The organism is Hymenobacter rubripertinctus (genome assembly GCF_003583925.1).
GTDB classification, from domain to species: Bacteria; Bacteroidota; Bacteroidia; order Cytophagales; family Hymenobacteraceae; genus Hymenobacter; species Hymenobacter rubripertinctus.
The window spans coordinates 56,742-75,087 of record NZ_QYCN01000005.1; the positions used below are offsets into that span (position 1 = coordinate 56,742).

18 protein-coding genes are annotated in these 18,346 nt (G+C 64.4%); 13 read left to right on the plus strand and 5 right to left on the minus strand.

The features are described from left to right. Positions 1-92: 92 nt before the first annotated feature. The 4 genes from D0T11_RS05065 (at position 93) to D0T11_RS05080 (ending at position 3,833) form a co-directional block, all read left to right on the plus strand. Positions 93-1,199 carry a BT_3928 family protein gene (locus tag D0T11_RS05065; RefSeq protein ID WP_119654698.1) on the plus strand — a complete coding sequence of 369 codons (1,107 nt, stop codon included), beginning with the start codon at positions 93-95 and terminating at the stop codon, positions 1,197-1,199. 246 nt (positions 1,200-1,445) lie between these two features. Beyond that, positions 1,446-2,504 (plus strand): ABC transporter permease, encoded by a 1,059-nt coding sequence (locus D0T11_RS05070; RefSeq protein ID WP_182888247.1) that lies wholly within the window; start codon positions 1,446-1,448, stop codon positions 2,502-2,504. A 59-nt stretch (positions 2,505-2,563) separates the two neighbouring features. Beyond that, entirely contained in the window at positions 2,564-3,085 is a 522-nt protein-coding gene (locus D0T11_RS05075; RefSeq protein ID WP_119654699.1) for a shikimate kinase, read from the plus strand. Between the two features lie 64 nt (positions 3,086-3,149). After that, positions 3,150-3,833 carry a sterol desaturase family protein gene (locus tag D0T11_RS05080; protein ID WP_119654700.1) on the plus strand — a complete coding sequence of 228 codons (684 nt, stop codon included), beginning with the start codon at positions 3,150-3,152 and terminating at the stop codon, positions 3,831-3,833. A gap of 88 nt (positions 3,834-3,921) precedes the next feature. On the opposite strand, the gene D0T11_RS22435 is transcribed toward D0T11_RS05080, so the two are convergent. The 4 genes from D0T11_RS22435 to D0T11_RS05100 all read right to left on the minus strand — a co-directional run bounded on the left by D0T11_RS22435 (position 3,922) and on the right by D0T11_RS05100 (position 6,218). Next, the gene (locus D0T11_RS22435) at positions 3,922-4,095 is read right to left on the minus strand and encodes a hypothetical protein (protein WP_182888248.1); all 174 of its coding nucleotides are present in this window, start codon (positions 4,093-4,095) and stop codon (positions 3,922-3,924) included. A 139-nt stretch (positions 4,096-4,234) separates the two neighbouring features. Continuing rightward, positions 4,235-4,471 (minus strand): hypothetical protein, encoded by a 237-nt coding sequence (locus tag D0T11_RS05085; protein WP_147374528.1) that lies wholly within the window; start codon positions 4,469-4,471, stop codon positions 4,235-4,237. 338 nt (positions 4,472-4,809) lie between these two features. After that, positions 4,810-5,298, minus strand: coding sequence for a hypothetical protein (locus D0T11_RS05095; protein ID WP_119654703.1), 489 nt, complete (start codon positions 5,296-5,298; stop codon positions 4,810-4,812). Between the two features lie 203 nt (positions 5,299-5,501). Further along, entirely contained in the window at positions 5,502-6,218 is a 717-nt protein-coding gene (locus D0T11_RS05100; protein ID WP_119654704.1) for a GAF domain-containing protein, read from the minus strand. A gap of 378 nt (positions 6,219-6,596) precedes the next feature. Here D0T11_RS05100 and D0T11_RS05105 point away from each other — a divergent pair, with 378 nt between their 5' ends. The 4 genes from D0T11_RS05105 to D0T11_RS05120 all read left to right on the plus strand — a co-directional run bounded on the left by D0T11_RS05105 (position 6,597) and on the right by D0T11_RS05120 (position 14,207). Next, positions 6,597-6,995, plus strand: coding sequence for a hypothetical protein (locus D0T11_RS05105; protein WP_119654705.1), 399 nt, complete (start codon positions 6,597-6,599; stop codon positions 6,993-6,995). A 99-nt stretch (positions 6,996-7,094) separates the two neighbouring features. After that, positions 7,095-11,537 (plus strand): CusA/CzcA family heavy metal efflux RND transporter, encoded by a 4,443-nt coding sequence (locus D0T11_RS05110; RefSeq protein WP_119654706.1) that lies wholly within the window; start codon positions 7,095-7,097, stop codon positions 11,535-11,537. Positions 11,538-11,595: 58 nt separating this feature from the next. Beyond that, positions 11,596-12,783, plus strand: a complete 1,188-nt coding sequence (locus D0T11_RS05115) for an efflux RND transporter periplasmic adaptor subunit (protein ID WP_119654707.1) — start codon at positions 11,596-11,598, stop codon at positions 12,781-12,783. Positions 12,784-12,965: 182 nt separating this feature from the next. Next, a complete protein-coding gene (locus D0T11_RS05120) occupies positions 12,966-14,207 on the plus strand; it encodes an MFS transporter (RefSeq protein ID WP_119654708.1) in 1,242 nt (413 codons plus the stop codon). Between the two features lie 650 nt (positions 14,208-14,857). On the opposite strand, the gene D0T11_RS05125 is transcribed toward D0T11_RS05120, so the two are convergent. After that, on the minus strand, positions 14,858-15,541 hold the full coding sequence (locus D0T11_RS05125) for a LexA family transcriptional regulator (RefSeq protein ID WP_182888249.1): 684 nt from the start codon (positions 15,539-15,541) through the stop codon (positions 14,858-14,860). Between the two features lie 130 nt (positions 15,542-15,671). Here D0T11_RS05125 and D0T11_RS05130 point away from each other — a divergent pair, with 130 nt between their 5' ends. From D0T11_RS05130 to D0T11_RS05150, 5 genes are all read left to right on the plus strand, one after another. Continuing rightward, on the plus strand, positions 15,672-15,896 hold the full coding sequence (locus D0T11_RS05130; RefSeq protein ID WP_119654710.1) for a hypothetical protein: 225 nt from the start codon (positions 15,672-15,674) through the stop codon (positions 15,894-15,896). A 7-nt stretch (positions 15,897-15,903) separates the two neighbouring features. After that, positions 15,904-16,368: a hypothetical protein gene (locus tag D0T11_RS05135; protein WP_119654711.1), complete on the plus strand. Its 465-nt coding sequence runs from the start codon at positions 15,904-15,906 to the stop codon at positions 16,366-16,368. Then, positions 16,361-16,753, plus strand: coding sequence for a MerR family transcriptional regulator (locus D0T11_RS05140; protein WP_119654712.1), 393 nt, complete (start codon positions 16,361-16,363; stop codon positions 16,751-16,753). The genes D0T11_RS05135 and D0T11_RS05140 overlap by 8 nt, the downstream gene beginning before the upstream one ends. 65 nt (positions 16,754-16,818) lie before the next feature. Further along, complete coding sequence (locus D0T11_RS05145) at positions 16,819-17,382, plus strand: hypothetical protein (protein WP_119654713.1); 564 nt, start codon at positions 16,819-16,821, stop codon at positions 17,380-17,382. A 109-nt stretch (positions 17,383-17,491) separates the two neighbouring features. After that, positions 17,492-18,307, plus strand: a complete 816-nt coding sequence (locus D0T11_RS05150; protein ID WP_119654714.1) for a hypothetical protein — start codon at positions 17,492-17,494, stop codon at positions 18,305-18,307. The last annotated feature ends 39 nt before the right edge of the window (positions 18,308-18,346 follow it).

Here is an 18,346-nt window from a genome sequence, read left to right on the forward strand (position 1 = left end):
AGCCCCGCCCCTACGTCGTTCCCAGCCAAAGCCGCATCTTTGCGTACAAGGCTGCATCCAAGCCCCAGGACCCTAAGCCCCCGAACCCTCACATGAAACAATTCACCCGAATCTGCTGGCTGCTGCTGGGCGTGGTATTCATTTTCTCGGGCCTCGTCAAGCTGAACGACCCCATCGGGACGGCGCTCAAGCTGGAGGAATATTTCGAGGTCTTTTCCCGGGACTTCGGCTCGTTTTTTCGGTTTTTCGTTCCGTATTCCCGCTTCATCAGCCTGTTTCTGAGCTCTTTGGAGGTGGTGCTGGGCGTGGCCGTGCTGCTGCGCTGGATGCTGCGCCAAACGCTGTGGGTGCTGCTGGGCCTGCTCGTGTTCTTCGGCTTTCTCACCTTCTACTCGGCCGCTTTCAATAAGGTAACCGACTGCGGCTGCTTCGGCGACTTCATCAAGCTCACGCCCTGGACCTCGTTTGCCAAAGATATGGTGCTGCTGGGCCTCTGGGCCGTGGTGTTTTTCAACCAGCGCTACCTGCGCCGGGTGTTTGCCCGCGGCACGGTGGGCGTGATGTACATCACGTTTGCCTCGGCCGTGGCCATCGGCATCGGGGTGCGGGCGCTGGGCCACCTGCCCTACTTCGATTTCCTGCCCTACAAAGTCGGCAACGACATTGGCCAGCTGATGAAACCCCGCGAGCAGGCCCGCTACCAGTACGTGATGGAGCGCAACGGCGAGAGCAAAACCTTCGCCGACTACCCCACCGACTCCACCTGGAAGTACAAGAGCATGGAAGTGCTCAACCCCGAGGCCAGCCGCCCCGTCATCACCGACTTCTCCATCTTCGACGCCGAGGGCCAGGACCACACCCCGGGCGTGCTGACGGGCAACAAGCTGCTGCTCATCATTCAGAACGTGAACGAGGCCGACCGGGACCGGTTCAAGGAAATTAGCTCGCTGCTGGAAAACACGGCCAAGTCGCGCAAGCAGATTCAGTCCCTGATTATCACCAGCAGCAGCCCCCAGGAGTTCGACGCTTTTCGCCACGATGTGAACCTGGCCGGCCCCTACTACTTCGCCGACGCCACCGTGCTCAAGTCCATGATCCGCTCCAACCCCGGCCTGATGCTGCTCCAGAACGGCGTGGTAAAAAGCAAATACCACTATCACGACCTGCCCACCACCGCCAAGCTGGAGGAAGAACTGTAATTCGGTTGTCAGTGGCCAGTTGTCAGTGGCCAGTTGTCAGTGGCCAGTTGTCAGTGGCCAGTTGTCAGTGGCCAGTTGTCAGTGGCCAGTTGTCAGTTGTCAGGTCGTGCTGGTAGCAACTGACAACCGACAACTGACAACCGACAACTGACAACTGACAACCGACAACCGACAACTGACAACCGACAACTGACAACTGACAACCGACAACCGACAACTGACAACTGACAACTGGCAACTGAAAATATGTTTCGATTCATCATCAGCCGGTTGTGGCAGGGGGCGCTGGTGCTGGTGGGTGTGGCCTGCACGGTGTTTTTCCTGTTTCAGGTGCTGCCCGGCGACCCGGTGGCCCTGCTGGCCGGCCAACGCTCCGACGCGGCCACCCGCGCCGCCATTGCCGCCGACCTGGGCCTCGACCAGCCCCTGCCGGGCCAGCTGCTGAGCTACCTGAATGATGTGTCGCCGCTGGGTTTGCACCCGCGCGACTCGGCCGGCGTGGCCCGCTACGGCGGTCAGGTGCTGCTGCCGGTGGGCGGCGGGCGGGCGCTGGTGCTGAAAGCGCCCTACCTGCGCCGCTCGTTCCAGAGCAACAAGGAGGTGCTCAGCATCCTGCTCGACCACTTTACGGGCACGCTCTGGCTGGCACTGGCGGCCATGCTGCTGGCCACGGTGGTGGGTATCGGGCTGGGCATCGTGGCCGCATTAAAGGCCCACACCTGGCTCGACCGCACGCTGGTTTCGACCTCCATTCTGGGCATTTCGGTGCCCTCGTTCGTGGCCGGCATCCTGGTGGCCATCACGTTTGGCTTCTACTGGAGCCGCTACACGGGCCTCAACCTTACGGGCCAGCTCTACGAAACCGACCCGTTCACGGGCCGCCATCTGGTGCTCAAAAACCTGCTGCTGCCGGCCCTGGCCCTGGGCGTGCGGCCGCTGGCCATCATCGTGCAGCTCACCCGCTCCTCCATGCTCGATGTGCTCAGCCAGGACTACATCCGCACGGCCCGGGCCAAGGGCCTCTCGGGCTACCGGGTGGTGGTGGGCCACGCGCTCAAAAACGCCCTGAATCCGGTCGTGACGGCCGTATCGGGCTGGCTGGCCTCGCTTATGGCGGGCGCGTTCTTCATCGAGTACATCTTCAACTGGAAGGGCTTGGGCACGGTCACGCTGCGGGCCGTCGAGAACCTCGATTTTCCGGTCGTGATGGGGGCCACCATCTTCATTGCCGCCCTGTTCGTGCTGGTCAATATCGTGGTCGATATTTTCTACGCCCTGCTCGACCCCCGGGTGAAACTGGGGTAGTTGCGCGCGCACCGGCTGACCCCGGGCTGTCGTCTACCAGAAATCTGCCCTATAATCTCATGAAGCTCTACCTGATAGGCATGCCCGGCGCGGGCAAAAGTACGCTGGGCCGGGCGCTGGCCCTGAGCTACGGGGTGCCCTTTGTAGACCTGGACGAGGAAATCGTGCGCCGCGAGCAGCGCAGCGTGTCCGAGCTGTTTGCCTGCGAAGGCGAGGAGTACTTCCGCCAGCGCGAGGCCGATGTGCTGCGCGACGTGGTGGCCCACCACCCGGCCCTGGTGCTGGCTACCGGCGGGGGCACGCCCTGCTTTCATCACAACCTGGAGGTGCTGCTGGCCACCGGCCTCACGCTCTACCTCTCGGTGCCGGTGCCCGAGCTGGTGCGCCGCCTGCTGAAATCGGCCGCCGCCCGGCCCCTGCTGGCCACGTTGCCCAATGCCCAGGCGCTGGAAACGCGGTTGGATGAAACCTTAGCCGTCCGCCAACAGTTCTACGACCGCGCCCCGCTACGCTGCGCTGCCCCAGTCTGCTCGGCCGAAATGGTTCGGCAGCTGGTGGCGCGCTACTCCGCCACTGCCTGAGGCGGCGCGCCCGCCATTTGCGCAGGGATATGTATTTTTGCGCTTTCATCAATCCCGTATTGGTATGAATCCTACTTCTGATGCTCCGGCAGTCGTGGCTCCCCGGATAACGCCGGTCAAGCCCCCCGACGCCGTGAAGCCCAAGCATAAAGGCTCGGCCCGCCTGTTCGAAAACGCCACCCTGGAGCGGCTCACCCACACCCACATTGCGGGGCCGCTCACCATTTTCTTCTCGGTGGCGGCCGTGAGCCTGTATTACAGCCTGAGCCGGGGCCTGCTGAGCGGGCTGACCGCCTTTGGGCTGTTTTTGGGCGGCTGGCTGCTCTTCACGCTGGCCGAGTACCTGATGCACCGCTACGTGTACCACCTCGATGCCAGTACCCCCGCCCGGGCCAAGTTTCAGTACACCATGCATGGGGTGCACCACGAGTTCCCGAAAGACAAAACCCGCCTGGCCATGCCACCCATCCTGACGGTGTTCGTGGCCTCGCTGCTGTTTTTTATCTTCCGTTTCACCTTCGGCAACGCCGGGTTCGGGGTGCTGGCCGGCTTCGTGTTCGGCTACGCGCTCTACCTGTTCGTGCACTACGCTATCCACGTGTACGCCCCGCCCAAAAACTTTCTCAAGTTCTGGTGGCACCACCACGCCATGCACCACTACCGCCAGGAGGAAGTGGCCTTTGGCGTGAGCACCACCCTCTGGGACCACGTGGTGGGCACCATGCCCCCCGAGCGCAAGGGCAAGTAGTCATTCTATTTCGCAGCTAAAAGCAAGAGCGGCCCCTCCGGATTGGAGGGGCCGCTCTTGCTTTACAGGAAGTCAGAAGACCGGAAAATTACCCGCGCATCTTGCGCACGATAAACCAGAGCAGCACCACGAGCAGAAAGATGCCGATCAATGCCGTCCAGGCGCCGGCCTTAAAGATGGTGCCAATGGCATCGCAGCTGCTGAGCGAGAAGGTGAGCAGCACCAGCAGCGCGGCCAGGAAGGGTAAACGAAAGAAACTCATAATAGCGGGGAGAAGTAAACGGGGAGTCCCCGATTATTCGGGGCTGGACTGATGTACTGTTCCGGCCGGCAAAAGGTTGATGTCGGCGGGCCTAAAACGGGTGAGGCCCGCTGATCGGATGCTGAGCGGTGGCGGCCGGTTAGCATTCAATCAGCCGCCCGAAGTGCTCTTCTACCAGGGCCTGGAGCGTCTCCTTGGTCAGCGGCTTGTTGAGCACGCCCACCCCGGGCAGCGGCCGCACCCGCTCCGGGTCGCGCGGCAGCACGAGGTAGTGTGCATCACGCTGACCACGCCCTCGTGCKGCCGCCGGCCCGCCGCCGGCCCGCTGCCGGCCCACGATTTCCAGCGCCTCCATATCATCAGCGGCTGTGCGCACAGTCCACTACGGCTGCCGGGCCAGCATGCACTGCACGTAGCCGCGCATGTCGGCGTTGTCGTCGACTACCAGAATGGTGGCCGCCGTCTCGTTGGCCGGCCCCGGCTATAAATGCCATTCGGAGGGTCGGTCGCGGCGCGGGCGGGCGACACCAGCTCCTGCACGAACGCCAGCCCGGTGCCGGAGCCCTCGTAGGAGCGCTACCGGGTGCCTTCGGTCCGGTAGAAACGGGTGAACAACTTTGGCAGCTTGGGGGCCGCAATGCCCTCGCCCGAGTCCGCCACCCGCAGCACGGCCTGCTCACTGCCCGCTCCGGCACCCGGCCCGACTGCCCGAGCCTACCCGGCGGTGGTCGGGTGCAGCCGCTCGTAGAGCAGTTGCGCGGCGGCCATCAGCAGGGGCTGGTCGCTGGTGCGCTCCTGGCAACGCTGCAGGTCGTAGTGGCACAGCGTGCCAAAGGCCTGCCCCTGCCCATCGCGGATGAGCGCCCCGCAGTAGGAAATCACCGGCGTTTCGATGCCCAGCGCCTGCGGGTCCACGGTGGCGTCCAGAATCTGTACCGGGGCCTCGTAGCGGCCGACCAGGGAGCAGTAAGTGGCGGCCATGGGAGCATCGGCCCCCTGCCGCACATCGGCCATTTTCCGGTCAAACAGCACCTCGCTGCGCAGCATGTCCCCGTCGAAACGCCACATGCCCGTGTAGCGGTGAGGCGTGCGGCGGTTCAGGTAGCCTAAGGCCGCGTGCACCCCCTGCTGGTGCAGCAGGGCGGTGAATTCGGTTATTTCTGCCTGCATGGCAGGTTCTTCGGTTCGGGTAGGGGCGTTCATTGGAAGAAGGAGAAATACCCGGCAGGGGGCAGATCCGTTAGGCTGTCGGTCAATAGCCGGGTTCGGGGGAGGCAGTTCAGGCCTTGTCGGTTAGGGCGTAAGAACCAGGGGAGGGACTGGTTGGTTGCAGCGGCCCGACCATATTTACCGGATTCCTCTTGGTCGGGCGCTGTTTTGCCGTTTCAGACCGCGCGCCCGAAGCCCTAGAAACGATGGACATCGAGCACCCCCTGCAGGTCGTGCATGCGGCCCTCTACCTGGGTCAGAAAGGCCGTCGATACGGGCACTTCGCTGCCGTTGCGGGCATTGAGATAGCGCACCAGCGCATTAAGGGCCCCGATTTCCTCCTGGAGCTCGGCGCTCAGGTGCGTCCACTGGGCTTCGCCGTTGTTGGGGCGGGCGCGGCACAAATGGCGCACGGCCAGCGTGTGGCTGACCAGGCCCGCGAGCAGTTCCAGAATGCGCTGCTCGTCGGGAGTGAAGGGGCGGGGCTCGTGGTTGACGAGGCACAGCGTGCCGAGCGGGCGCTGATTGGGCAGCAGCAGCAGGGCCCCGGCGTAGAAGCGGACGTGATTTTTTTCCGCCGCCCGCAGCGCCTCGGCCTCAATAGGGGGGTGATGTTCAAGCAGCACATCGTGGTAGACCACGGCCTGGCCTCGCGAAATGGCGGTGGAACACAGCGCTTCGGCGCGCGGCTGCTGGTGGTCGCGACCGGGCAGGCCCACGCTGGCCGGGTAGTGCACCTCGGCCTCTTCTACCACCGACAGCAGCGAGATAGGCACCTGAAAAAGGCGCGCGGCCAACGCCACAAATTCTTCGAACACGGGCTCGGCCAGGGCGGCCAGCACCTCGAAGGAGCGCAGGGCCAGCAGTCGGCCCGGCTCGTCGTTGGGCAAGGCGAAAGGAGGAAGAGTTGCCATGCGAACGGCGAAAGAATGGTAGTAACGAACGGAAGGTAGTCAAACGGGCGCAGAATAGTTATACGTCCTCCCCCGCACTACCTGCACCGGGCGGCAGGGACGCACTCCTTGCCCACAGCATGAGCGGCTCAACTGGCCCGCCCGCGTCCCTGTCAGCCGGCCCCTTCCCGGCATATCACCGCAGAATGCCACCCGGTTCCGTTCCCGACACCTGCCCTTGTCCATAAAGCGGGTTGAAAAAAACAAGGTGGTGGCCTTTAGCCGCTTGTGCTGTCATTTCATCGCGCGTTCATTCGACTTCCACTCCCCCTGGTGGTATGCAGTTCAGGTGGCGCGGCGGGTTCCGGGGTTCCCGCCTGAATCCTTACCTTAGCGGCCATGAAGCGTCTGCTGCTCCTGTTGCTGAGTGTGCACCTGCTGGCCGTGAGCTGCCTGCCGGGCGGCAACGCGCAGGAGCTGGCGGAAGCCCCAGCCCTGTGGCAGCACCACAACCAGGACCACGCGGCCAGCGGCCTGGCCGATTTCTTCTACGACCATTTTCTGGCCGCCGCCCACTCCCACGCTGGCAACGGCGGGGCCAACAAGCACCAGTCGCTGCCCTTTCATCACGTGCACGACTACGCGGCTCCGGCCGTGTTCCTGCCGCCGGTAGCCGCGCGGTGGGCGTTGCTGGTTGCCCCGGCCTGGTCGGCACTTGGCGCCAGCTGCCCGGCACCGGCCGTGCTGGCCACCCATCCGGGCATGGCCCGCCGGTGCTGGCAGCCTCCCCAGGCCTGAACCACCCCCCGCTTTTCTGGGTAACGCCTCCTCCTGGCCCGGCCGCTACGCGGCAGCCGGCCGGGGCGCGGGCGCATTGTTGATTCAGCCAACTTATTCATGCTTGATTCTATTATTCGCTTCTCTATCGGCCATAAGCTGCTGATCGGGTTGCTAACCCTGGCTCTGGTGGCCTGGGGCGGCTACTCGGTGCTGCACCTGCCCATTGATGCCGTGCCCGACATCACCAACAACCAGGTGCAGGTCATCACCCAAACCCCCTCACTGGGCGCGCCCGACGTGGAGCGGCTCGTTACCTTTCCCATCGAGCAGGCCATTGCCACCATCCCCGATGTGCAGGAGGTGCGCTCGTTTTCGCGCTTCGGCCTCTCAGTCGTCACCATCGTCTTTCCCGATGATACGGACATCTACTGGGCCCGCAACCAGGTAAACGAGCGGCTTAAGGAGGCCGAGCGGCAGATTCCGCCCGGCGCGGGTACGCCCGGGCTGGCTCCGGTTACAACGGGGCTGGGCGAGATTTATCAGTATGTGCTGCACCCGAAAAAGGGCTACGAGAAGCAGTTCTCGCCCACCGAGCTGCGCACGGTGCAGGACTGGCTGGTGCGTCGGCAGTTGCTGGGCACGCCCGGCGTGGCCGACGTGAGCAGCTTCGGCGGCAACATCAAGCAGTACGAAGTAGCCGTGGAGCCCGAGCGCCTGCGCGCCTACAACGTCAGCATCGGGGAGCTGTTTGCGGCCCTGGAGCAGAACAACCAGAACACCGGTGGGGCCTACATCGACAAGAATCCGGCGGCCTATTTCATCCGCACCGAAGGCCTGGTGGGCTCGCTGGAAGACGTGGGCCGCATTGTCGTCAAAGCCCCGACGGCGGGCGGGGGCGTGCCCGTGCTGGTGCGCGACGTGGCCGAGGTGCGCTTTGGCCACGCCGTGCGCTACGGCCTGATGACGCGCAACCAGGAAGGCGAAGTGGTGGGCGCGCTGGTACTCATGCTGAAGGGGGCCAACTCTTCCGAAGTCATTAAAGCCGTGAAGGAGCGCATGGCTGTTATCGAGAAAACGCTGCCCGAGGGCCTGGTGATTGAGCCGTTTCTGGACCGCACCAAGCTAGTGGACCACGCCATAAGTACCGTCACCAAAAACCTGGCGGAAGGCGCGTTGATTGTCATTTTCGTGCTGGTGCTGTTTCTGGGCAACTGGCGGGCTGGGCTAGTGGTGGCCTCGGTTATTCCGCTGTCCATGCTCTTTGCCATCAGCCTGATGCGGGTGTTTGGCGTGTCGGGCAACCTGCTGAGTCTGGGCGCGATTGACTTCGGGCTGATTGTGGACGGGGCCGTGATTATCGTGGAGGCCATCGTGCACCGGTTGGCCACACTTAACCGGCCGGCGGGGCAGCTGCTCAACGGCGCCGAGATGGACGAGGAAGTGTACCAGGCGTCGAGCAAAATCCGCTCCTCGGCCGCGTTTGGTGAAATCATCATCCTCATTGTCTACCTGCCGCTGCTGGCGCTGGGCGGCATCGAAGGGAAGATGTTCCGGCCGATGGCCCAGACCGTGGCCTTCGCCATTCTGGGGGCCTTTATTTTGAGCCTTACTTACGTGCCCATGCTCTCGGCGCTGGCCCTGAGCCGCAACACCGAGCACAAGCCCAACATTTCTGACCGGGTGCTGGGCAACCTGGCCCGGCGCTACCAACGGGTGGTAGATTGGGCGCTCGGAGCCAAAACCCTGATTCTGGGCACCGCGCTGGCGTTATTCGTGGGCGCGCTGCTGCTGTTTGGCACGCTGGGCGGCGAGTTTATTCCGACGCTGGAGGAGGGCGACTTCGCCGTGGAAACCCGGGTGCTGCCCGGCTCGTCCATCACCTACACCGCCGAAAAAGCCCAGCAGGCGGCCGGCATTCTCCTCAAGCACTTTCCCGAAGTGAAGGAAGTGGTGGCCAAAGTGGGCTCGTCGGCCATCCCCACCGACCCCATGCCGGTGGAAGCCTGCGACCTGATTATCGTACTCAAAGACAAAGAGGACTGGACCTCGGCCGACTCGCGCGAGGGGCTGGTCGAGAAAATGTCGGCCCGGCTAAGCGCCATTCCCGGCGTCACGTTCGGCTTCCAGCAGCCCATCCAGATGCGCTTCAACGAGCTGATTTCGGGGGCCAAACAGGATGTGGTTATCAAGATTTTTGGCGAAGACCTCCAGCAGCTCGACTACTACGCCGGCCAGGTGGGGGAGTTGGTGAAGGGCCTGCCCGGCGCCACGGACCTATACGTGGAGCGCGCCACCGGCCAGAGCCAGCTGGTGGCCCAGATAGACCGCAACAAGCTGGCCCAGTACGGGCTGTCGGTGGAGGACGTGAACCGCACGGTGCGGGCCGCCTTCGCCGGGGAAGTAGCCGGCCAGGTGTTCGAGAAAGAGCGCCGCTTCGATTTGGTGGTGCGCCTGAAAGAGGACGCCCGCCAGGACATCAGCCACCTGCGCCAGCTCTTTGTTGCCGCGCCCGACGGCCGGCAGGTGCCGCTGGAGCAGGTGGCGAAAGTGGAGCTGGTTTCCGGCCCCAGCCAGATTCAGCGCGACGATGCCAAGCGGCGCGTCATCGTGGGTTTCAACGTGCGGGGCCGCGACGTGGAAAGCCTCGTGCAGCAGGTGCAGCAGCGCATTGACAAGCAAATGAAGTTCGCGCCCGGCTACTACGTGACCTACGGCGGGCAGTTCGAGAACCTGCAATCGGCCCGCGCCCGGCTGCTGCTGGCCGTGCCGGTGGCCCTGCTGCTCATCTTCGTGCTGCTTTATGCCACGTTCAATTCGGTCAGCCAGTCGGTGATGATTTTCACGGCCATTCCGCTCTCGGCCATTGGCGGGGTGCTGGCACTATGGTTGCGCGGGATGCCGTTCAGCATTTCGGCCGGCGTGGGCTTCATTGCCCTGTTCGGGGTGGCCGTGCTCAACGGCATCGTGCTCATCGGCTACTTCAACCAACTCAAGGAGGAAGGCATAACCGACCTGCGGGCCCGCATCCTCGAAGGCACCCACGTGCGCCTGCGCCCGGTGCTGATGACAGCCACCGTGGCTTCGCTGGGTTTCCTGCCGATGGCGCTGTCCAACTCGGCGGGCGGTGAGGTGCAGAAGCCGCTGGCCACGGTGGTCATTGGCGGGCTGGTGACGGCCACGCTGCTCACGCTGCTCGTGCTGCCGGTGCTCTACTACCTGGAAGAAACCTGGATGGCCCGCCGCGCCGCCAAAAAAGCGGCGGCGGATGGCTCGCCCGCGAAACTCGGCGTGGCGGGCATCGTGCTGCTCCTGACCGTGGGCGGGGCGCTGCTGCCCGGCCGGGCCCTGGCCCAAGCTCAGGCCGGGTCCGAAAGTGGGCCGCTCAACGCCTCCCGGGCAGTGGCGGCGGCCCTGGCCCAAAGCGGCACCGTGCTCGGGGCCGAGCAGCAGCTGGCCGCCCAGCAAGCCGCCGTGCGGGCCGCCCGCGACTTCGGCCGCACCACCGTGCAGGGCAACTTCGGCCAGTATAATTCGGCGCGCAAAGACAACTCGTTCACCATCAGCCAGCCGCTGGCCTGGCCGGGCTACTATGGCAGCCTCACGGCGTTGGCTAAAGTCCAGGTAGCCACCCAGGAGCAGCAGCTGGCTCTGGTGCGGGCCGACGTGCGCCGCCAGGTGCGCCTGCAATACGAGGCCGCCGTGCACGCCCGCCACCGCCTGCGCACCCTGCGCGCCCAGGACAGCCTGTACACCGAGTTCGTGCGGGCCGCCCAACTGCGCTTCCGCACCGGCGAAACCGCCCGGCTCGAAGTAGCCACGGCCCTGGTGCAGCAGGGCGAAACCCGCCTCCGCCTAAGCCAGACCCGCACCGAATACGCGGGGGCCGTGCGCCAGCTTCAGGCCCTGCTGCAACGTCCCGCGCCCGTGGCCGTGGCCGACAGCACCCTCGCGCCGCTGCTGCCCCAAACGCCAACTGCCCCCGGCGACACAGCTGCTCTTTCGCGGAGCCTGCTGGCCCGGGTATTGGCCCAGCAGGTAGCCGTGGCCCGCGCCGAAACCCGCGTAACCCAGGCCCAGGGCAAGCCGGGCTTTAGCGTGGGCTACTTCAATCAGTCGCTCATCGGCCCGCAGCTGGTGGACGGCGTAACGCGCAACTACGGGGCCGGCGACCGGTTCCAGGGCGTGCAGGCTACCGTGGCCGTGCCTCTGATTCAGGGGCCGCAAAAGGCGCGGGTGCAGGCCGCTCGCCTGCAGGAAAAAGTGGCCCAAACCGGCTACGCCCGCTACCAGGCCGAGCTGGCCGGCCAGGTCGAGACGCTGCTGCTCCAGCTTGTCGAGCAGCAGCAGCGCCTGCAATTCTACGAGCAGACCGGCCTGCCGCAAGCCGCCGTCATCACCCGCGTGGCCACCAAGGCTTTTAAGGCGGGCGAGAACGGCTACACCGAATACCTGCTCAACCTGGACCGCGCCCTGCGCCTGCGCACCGATTACCTCGACGCGCTGCTGCAACACAACCAGACCGTCATCGAGCTGGACTACCTGCTGAGCACTGGCCAGTAAGCAGCGGCATGTAAACGCCGGCCGGCGGCCCATTTCTTCCTCATCGAACCCTTATTCCATGCGTTTTTCCCTCTATAAAGTGGCCGTGCTGTGCGTCGTGCTCGCCGCCGGCTGCACCAGCAACACCGAACCCGCCGACCCGGCCAATGGCCCGGCCACGGCCACCGACGCCGACAGCACCGCCGCGCCCACCGACCTGGTTTCGCTCACGCCCGACGAGCAGCAGCTGGCCGGCATTCAGACCATTAGCCTGACCCAGCGCGTGCTGGGGGCCGGCCTCAAAGTCAACGGCGTGCTTGATGTGCCGCCCGACAAGATGGTGTCTGTCAGCGCGCCGCTGGGCGGCATTGTGGAGCGCACCACCCTGTTGCAGGGCATGCACGTGCGCAAGGGCCAGGCGCTGGCCGTCATCAGCAACCCCGACTTTATTCAGCTTCAGCAGGACTACCTGGAAACGCAAAGCCAGCTGCGCTACGCCAAGCTGGAGCTGGAGCGCCAGCGCGAGCTGGTGCGCGAGGAGGTGGCCCCCGCCAAGAACGCCCAGCAGGCTCAGGCCCGCTACGGGGCCCTGACGGCCCAGGCGGCCGGCCAGGTGGCCCGGCTGCGGCTGGCGGGCCTGCCCGTGGGCGCCCGGCCCTTCGTGACTACGGCCACGCTGCGCGCCCCTAAAGCCGCTTTCGTGAAGGCCGTGAACGTGGCCGTGGGCCAGAGCGTAACGCCCACCGACGCGCTGTTCGTGCTCGTCGACCCCGACCACCTGCACGTGGAGCTGACCGTATTCGAAAAGGACGCCGCCCAACTAAAGCAGGGCCAGCGCATCCGCTTTACCGTGCCCAACGACAGCAGCGTGGAGCGCACGGCCACGGTATACCTGATTGGCCGCACCGTGGACGAAACCCAGCGCACGGTGCGCGTGCATGGCCACCTCGACCGCGAAAACGACCCTGCCCTGCGGCCGGGTATGTTCGTGCGGGCCGTTATCGAAACCACCACCCGCCGCGTGCCCGCCCTGCCCAACCAGGCGGTGGTCGACTACGAGGGCAAGCAGTACGTGTTCCGGCAGGAGCCGGCGGCGGCCGGCCGGCAGGCCTTCCGCATGGTGGAGGTGCGGCGCGGCGAATCGGCCGACGGCTACAGCGAGGTATTCATTCCGGGCGCAGCGGCCGCTGATTCTACGGCCCGCTACGCCACCGAGGGCGCGTATTCGCTGCTCAGTAAGCTCAAGAATGCCAGCGAGGAAGACTAAGTAACCCAAGTTGCGGAGTAAGTTGCGCAGAACSACSTAGGGGCGGGGGCAAGCCCCGCCCCTACGTCGTTCTGCGCAACTTGAGTTAAAGTCGGGCCACCGCGCCTGCTGAGCACAGGCCTACCCGATAGCCGGCCGGGCGGCCGTTCGCTGTTTTCTATTCCACTTCCTTTGGCTTTCTGATGAACCTGAGCACTGTTTTCGCGCCCTTCACCAGCCTGCGCAACCCCGTCTTTGCCCGCCTCTACGCGGCCCAGACCGCCAGTTTGCTCGGCGATGCGCTGACCTGGGTGGGGCTGGCCCTGCTGGCCTTCGAGCTGGGCGGGACCGAGTCAGCGGGCATCCTGGCCTTCGCCCTCACCTTGCGCGTAACGGCTTTCGTGGTGCTCTCGCCGCTGGCCGGGCTGCTGGCCGACCGGCTCAACCGCAAATTCATTCTGGTAACGGCCGACGTGGTGCGCATGGGCGTTATCGCCCTGCTGCCCTTCGTGACGGAAGTGTGGCAGGTGTACGCCCTGATGCTGCTGGTCAACGCCTTCACGGCCTTTTTCACGCCCACGTTTCAGGCCACCGTGCCGGCCGTTACTACTGCCGAAGAACTGCCCCAGGCTATTAGTCTTTCGGGGGCTACCTACGAGCTGCTGGGCGTGCTCGGGCCGGGCCTTGCAGGCGCGGTGGCCGTGGTGCTGGGTACACGCAACATCTTTTTTCTCGATGCGGCGACCTTTCTCGTGTCGGGTATCCTGATTCTGACCCTGCCCGCCCGGTTACGCGGTGAAGCCGAGGCGGGGGCCGACACGCGCATCACGGTACCCAACCTGCTGGTGGGCACCCGCCGGCTCTGGGGCCGCGGCCCCATGCGTTACGCCTTGCTACTGGAGCTGGTGGCGGCCGTGAGCGGGGCGCTGATTCTGGTGAATACCGTGGGCCGGGTGAAGGGGCAGCTGGGGCTGGGCAACGCCGAGTATGGCTGGGTGATGTCGGCTTTTGGCATCGGGGCTACGGCCGCGGCGCTGCTAGCTGGGGGCTTGGCCAAACGAATCGCCCAGACCACCTTCGTGCTGGTGGGGGCGCTGGTGACGACCGTGGCTGTGCTGCCGGCCAACCAGGCGGGGTTGGCAGGCCTGCTATTCCTGTGGCTGCTGGCCGGTGCGGGTCAGAACTGGGTGAATCTGTCCACCCAAACCATTATCGCCGGGCAAACGCCCCTCGAATTTCAGGGCCGGGTGTATGGGGCGCACTTCGCCTGGAGCCACTTATGGTGGGCCTTCGCCTACCCGCTGGCCGGTTTCCTGGGCACTCACTACGCCACCAACTCGTTTCTGTGGGGCGGGCTGGTGGCGCTGGCGCTGTTGGCCGGTACCTGGCTGCTGAGCCCCAAAAATGCGGAATGGGCCACCGAGCAGAAGTGCACATCGACTTGACAGAGGCACCAAACGCCAGGACTCGTATATGGCCGCCTCCTGATGGGAGTCGACGTGCGTCGTACTAGAGGCCCAGGCCGGCGGTGGTATCTGCTGGAATGCGTCCTGGGGCCAAGCAACGGAATGAGGTCGGGGGCGCGTTCTGTTTTTTTGCCCGCGAACCGGCAGGCACCCCAAGCAGAAACCTTTGCGGTTACAGGCCGAATCGCACACGAAATACGTGCCTGAACAAGGCAGAAGCTAGCATTGGATGGAGGTCGAACAGTCTGCTGCGGCTCGGGTGCCAGTCCAACATTGCCTCAACCAGGTAGGCCGGCTTGTGCAAATCAACTACCTGATCTTATGCCCCGATTGTGACCTAGCTACAAAAACCGACTTCACCTACCTCCGCTTCTCAGAAAAAAATCTTTCAAGCCAATCCATTAGAACTGATGCGGAACAGCCGTTGCCAATATGCCCCAGCTGGCCATAAACGCAAAAACACCCGCCGGTTATGGGCGGGTGTTTTTAGGTGTTGCGCTCCCTCCTGGGTGCTAAAAATATATCGGTACGCCTTGTAAAGGGCCTAAAGTGCCATTTCGCCCTGGTTTCCGCCCTGCTAAAATTGAGGTTCCCAGGTACCGTTTGGTGGTCCCTGCGGGGAGCGAAGCCTATTCTACCCGGCCCCGAATAATATCTACCACCTTCCACAACCCGCGAATATCCTCGCCGGCCACGGTCAGCATGCCGGCCTGGGGGTTATCGGAATGCAGCACGAGCTGCTGCTTGGTCAGCAGGTCATTATCCTTGATTCGCTTTATCGTGAGCTGGTTGCCGAACGTGGCCACGTACACCCCGCTCACCGTGTACTTGATATCCGCCAGCGGAACCGGCGTCACGGCCACCAGCATGCCGGCGCGTAGCTGCGGCTCCATCGAGTCGCCGTTAATCTCGAACACCAGCGTACCCGGCTTGCGCAGTTCGGGGCTGGGGTTGTAAATCCGCATCGTCTCGTACTGGCCGTAGTCGCCTTCCGTGGCAATCAGCTCCACGAAGCCGGCCCGTACCGGTACCGTGACGAATGGGCAGTCGATGTACTCCCCATCCGCAAACTTGCCGAACACGACTACGTCACCGCCATTGGTGCCGGTGCTCTCCATCGGCCCGCCGCCGAACCACAGCCAGTTGCGGCTAATCTCCAGGTCCGAGACAATAGCCTCCAGTACTTCCGTGCTGGGCTGGTGCCGACCACCCTCTAGCTGCGCGACGGTGGGCCGCGAAACATTCAGCAGGTCGGCCATCTGCTGCTGCGTCAGGCCCCGGGCCTGCCTAACAACTTTCAGCCTCTCCGCCATGCTCAGTTCCGGTAACGGGCTAACTGAGCTTATTTTTTTGCGTTCCACCGTAGTCATTTTGTAACATTTGGTAAGTTTTGCCTACATTGGGGCGATGTATCTCAATCAAAGGTAACATAACAAAACTAAAATGCAACCATTTGAAACCGTGACTACGCCGGCCGACCTGCGAACGTTGCTGCCGCACGGCGCAATTTCCAGCATCGCCCGCTCCCTCAAAATGTCTCATGCGGCCGTGTCCAAAGCTTTGCAGAAGGCCCGGCCGTCCCACCCCGCAGTGGCTGAGGCGGTGCGCCTTATCAAGGAAGCCGGCTCCCAGAACGTCCAGCACGACCTCAACCAACTCAAAAAATAGCTCCGCCATGATGCTCTTCTTCCCGGCTAACCAGCCCTATCCCCGCCGCCCGCTGCCGCCCGCGCCCTACCTGACTGAGGAGCCCCGCGAGGCCACCACCGCCCTGGAGGCCGCCGTGCGCGCCTGCCCCAAAACCCGCCTCACCGGCGACCATGCCCGGCCCATGCCCGCCCAGCGCCACGAGTTGGCGGAGGCCCTGGAAAGCGGCTACCTGACCCACCGCGAGGCCGTGTGGCTGGAAATATGGCAGTACGAGTTCGACGCCAACACCATGGCCGCCGTGCTGCCGCCGGTACAGCGCATACTGCGCTACCGCCAGCTGTCCGGCGGTGCCCCGCGTCCCCAGCCGGGCGGCTGGTTCTGGCCCGAGGCCGCCGCGCCTGCCCCAGCAGCAAATCCAACTCCCACTCCCGTCGTCGCGCCACCCGCCCGCCGGGGCCGGCCCCGCAAACCCCGCCCCAGCCATGACTGAGCTAACCACTACCACCGCCGACGGCCTGCACATCACTGTGCGGATGCCCGACAACCACGAATGGGTGCGCGAGTCGCTGGAGAAGGCCTGCGCCGCCGAGGCCCGCCGCCAGCTCGAAGCCTCGCCCGCCCCCGACCCGGCCTACTCGGTACCCCGTACGGCCGAGCTGCTCGGCCTGCACCCCGAAACCCTGCGCGACTACATGCGCCTGCCCGGCCACCACCCGCGCCGCCTGCACTACGTCACGGGCGAGTCCAGCCGCGGCGACCGGGTGCTGCTCTCGCAAATCAACGACTGGCAGCACCGTAACCGCACCGATGCCGAGCCGGTAACCGCCCCGGCCCCCCGCGTCAGAGGCCGTCGCCCCTCCAGCAGGCCATCCTGATTCGCTACCCAAGAACGGTAGACTCACCCGCCGCCGGTAAAGGCGGCTCAATTTCCCATTCCCCCATGTCCCAGCTACTGCCAACTGTCGGGCCGGATAGTCCGGAGGCCACTACATCCATCATCACCATTCAGAAGGCCAAGGTCAAAGACCAGCACCTGACCTGCGAGTTCACCGAGCAGCGCACCCCGGAGGCTCCACCCCGCACCTTCGCCCTTACCTGTGCCGAGCAGGTCCACGCCGACCTGACCCACGCCCTCAGCCGCCTGGTGCCCCACCTGTGCCTGCTCACCGAGCAGCTGACCGAACCGAAGGAAGGCGTAAGCCAAACGCCCGACTTCTGGCCCGATGATTCCGAAGAGCTGCCGGCCCTGTTCGAGGCCTTTACCGTCACCGGCTTCTCGATGGGCCGCTACCAGGGCGGCGTCACGCTCATCGGCCAGCGCGAGCTAACCGGCGGCCGGGTGCTCAACCTGACTACTCCTTACCAGTCCTTCGACGACGAGCAGGCCACCTATTCCTACACCGGCCTGCTCGAAACCACGCTGCAGACTGCCCTGGCGGAAGTGGAAGCAGCCCTGCGCGGCAAATGCACCGACTACCGCCAGCTGGCTTTGGCTTTTGGCTGACAGCTGTTAGCCAATAGCTTTTTCGCCTGTACCGCCCGAAAAATCAAGCAGGTATTGCTCCTGAACATAGGCTAACAGCCAGTAGCTGTCAGCTAACAGCTCCCTACAAATGAAGCTTCCGGCCATCCAGTTCTACCCCGGCGACTGGCACAAGGACCAGGGCGTCCAGGCCCTCGACCTCGCGCAGCGCGGGGCCTGGTTCGAGCTGCTGCTGATGATGCACGACAGCGACGAGCGCGGCGTGCTGCTCGTAAATGGCCAGCCCATGCCCGATGCCGTCATCGCCCGCCGCCTCGGTTTGGATAACCAAACGGCCAACCAAATTCTAACCATCCTGCTCGACTACGGCGTCGCCAGCCGCCGCGAGTCCGACGGCGCGCTGTTCTGCCGCCGCATGGTCAAAGATGAGCGGCTGCGCCATATCCGCACGGAAGCGGGTAAAAAGGGTGGCAACCCCCATTTGCTTAACCAAGGCCCCAAGCAAAAGGCAACCACCCGGGTTAAGCAAATTCCAACCCCTTCATTTTCATCTTCAATTACAACTTCAGTAAAAGAGGGAGAGGCGGCTGACGCCGCCCCGCCCGCACCCGCTGCTGAGAAGAAAGTTGAAAAGCCGGCCGGCAAGCTTCCAAAGGGTGGCGTGTCGCCCACGCTGACCGAAGTACAAGGCTACGCCGCCGAGCAGCACCCCGGCAGCGCCGACGCCCAAACGGAGGCCGCCACCTTCCACGACCACTACGAAAGCAATGGCTGGCGCGTCAGCGGCAAGACCCTGATGGTGGACTGGCGCGCCTCCTTCCGCAACTGGATGCGCCGCCGGCCTCAGTTCCAGGCCGCAGCCGCTGCCCGCACCGGCACCGGGCCACCCGCCCCAACCCGCGCCCGCACCGCCCCCAAATCTACTGACCCCGCCCGCTGGAGCTAATTACTAAGCTGTTAGCTGTCAGCCATTAGCTGTTAGCTC

Coding starts and splice junctions, on each gene's coding strand:
- D0T11_RS05065 (WP_119654698.1), top strand. CDS start 93: ATGAAACAATTCACCCGAATCTGCTGGCTGCTGCTGGGCGTGGTATTC.
- D0T11_RS05070 (WP_182888247.1), top strand. CDS start 1,446: ATGTTTCGATTCATCATCAGCCGGTTGTGGCAGGGGGCGCTGGTGCTG.
- D0T11_RS05075 (WP_119654699.1), top strand. CDS start 2,564: ATGAAGCTCTACCTGATAGGCATGCCCGGCGCGGGCAAAAGTACGCTG.
- D0T11_RS05080 (WP_119654700.1), top strand. CDS start 3,150: ATGAATCCTACTTCTGATGCTCCGGCAGTCGTGGCTCCCCGGATAACG.
- D0T11_RS22435 (WP_182888248.1), bottom strand. CDS start 4,095: ATGAGTTTCTTTCGTTTACCCTTCCTGGCCGCGCTGCTGGTGCTGCTC.
- D0T11_RS05095 (WP_119654703.1), bottom strand. CDS start 5,298: ATGAACGCCCCTACCCGAACCGAAGAACCTGCCATGCAGGCAGAAATA.
- D0T11_RS05100 (WP_119654704.1), bottom strand. CDS start 6,218: ATGGCAACTCTTCCTCCTTTCGCCTTGCCCAACGACGAGCCGGGCCGA.
- D0T11_RS05105 (WP_119654705.1), top strand. CDS start 6,597: ATGAAGCGTCTGCTGCTCCTGTTGCTGAGTGTGCACCTGCTGGCCGTG.
- D0T11_RS05110 (WP_119654706.1), top strand. CDS start 7,095: ATGCTTGATTCTATTATTCGCTTCTCTATCGGCCATAAGCTGCTGATC.
- D0T11_RS05115 (WP_119654707.1), top strand. CDS start 11,596: ATGCGTTTTTCCCTCTATAAAGTGGCCGTGCTGTGCGTCGTGCTCGCC.
- D0T11_RS05120 (WP_119654708.1), top strand. CDS start 12,966: ATGAACCTGAGCACTGTTTTCGCGCCCTTCACCAGCCTGCGCAACCCC.
- D0T11_RS05125 (WP_182888249.1), bottom strand. CDS start 15,541: ATGGCGGAGAGGCTGAAAGTTGTTAGGCAGGCCCGGGGCCTGACGCAG.
- D0T11_RS05130 (WP_119654710.1), top strand. CDS start 15,672: ATGCAACCATTTGAAACCGTGACTACGCCGGCCGACCTGCGAACGTTG.
- D0T11_RS05135 (WP_119654711.1), top strand. CDS start 15,904: ATGATGCTCTTCTTCCCGGCTAACCAGCCCTATCCCCGCCGCCCGCTG.
- D0T11_RS05140 (WP_119654712.1), top strand. CDS start 16,361: ATGACTGAGCTAACCACTACCACCGCCGACGGCCTGCACATCACTGTG.
- D0T11_RS05145 (WP_119654713.1), top strand. CDS start 16,819: ATGTCCCAGCTACTGCCAACTGTCGGGCCGGATAGTCCGGAGGCCACT.
- D0T11_RS05150 (WP_119654714.1), top strand. CDS start 17,492: ATGAAGCTTCCGGCCATCCAGTTCTACCCCGGCGACTGGCACAAGGAC.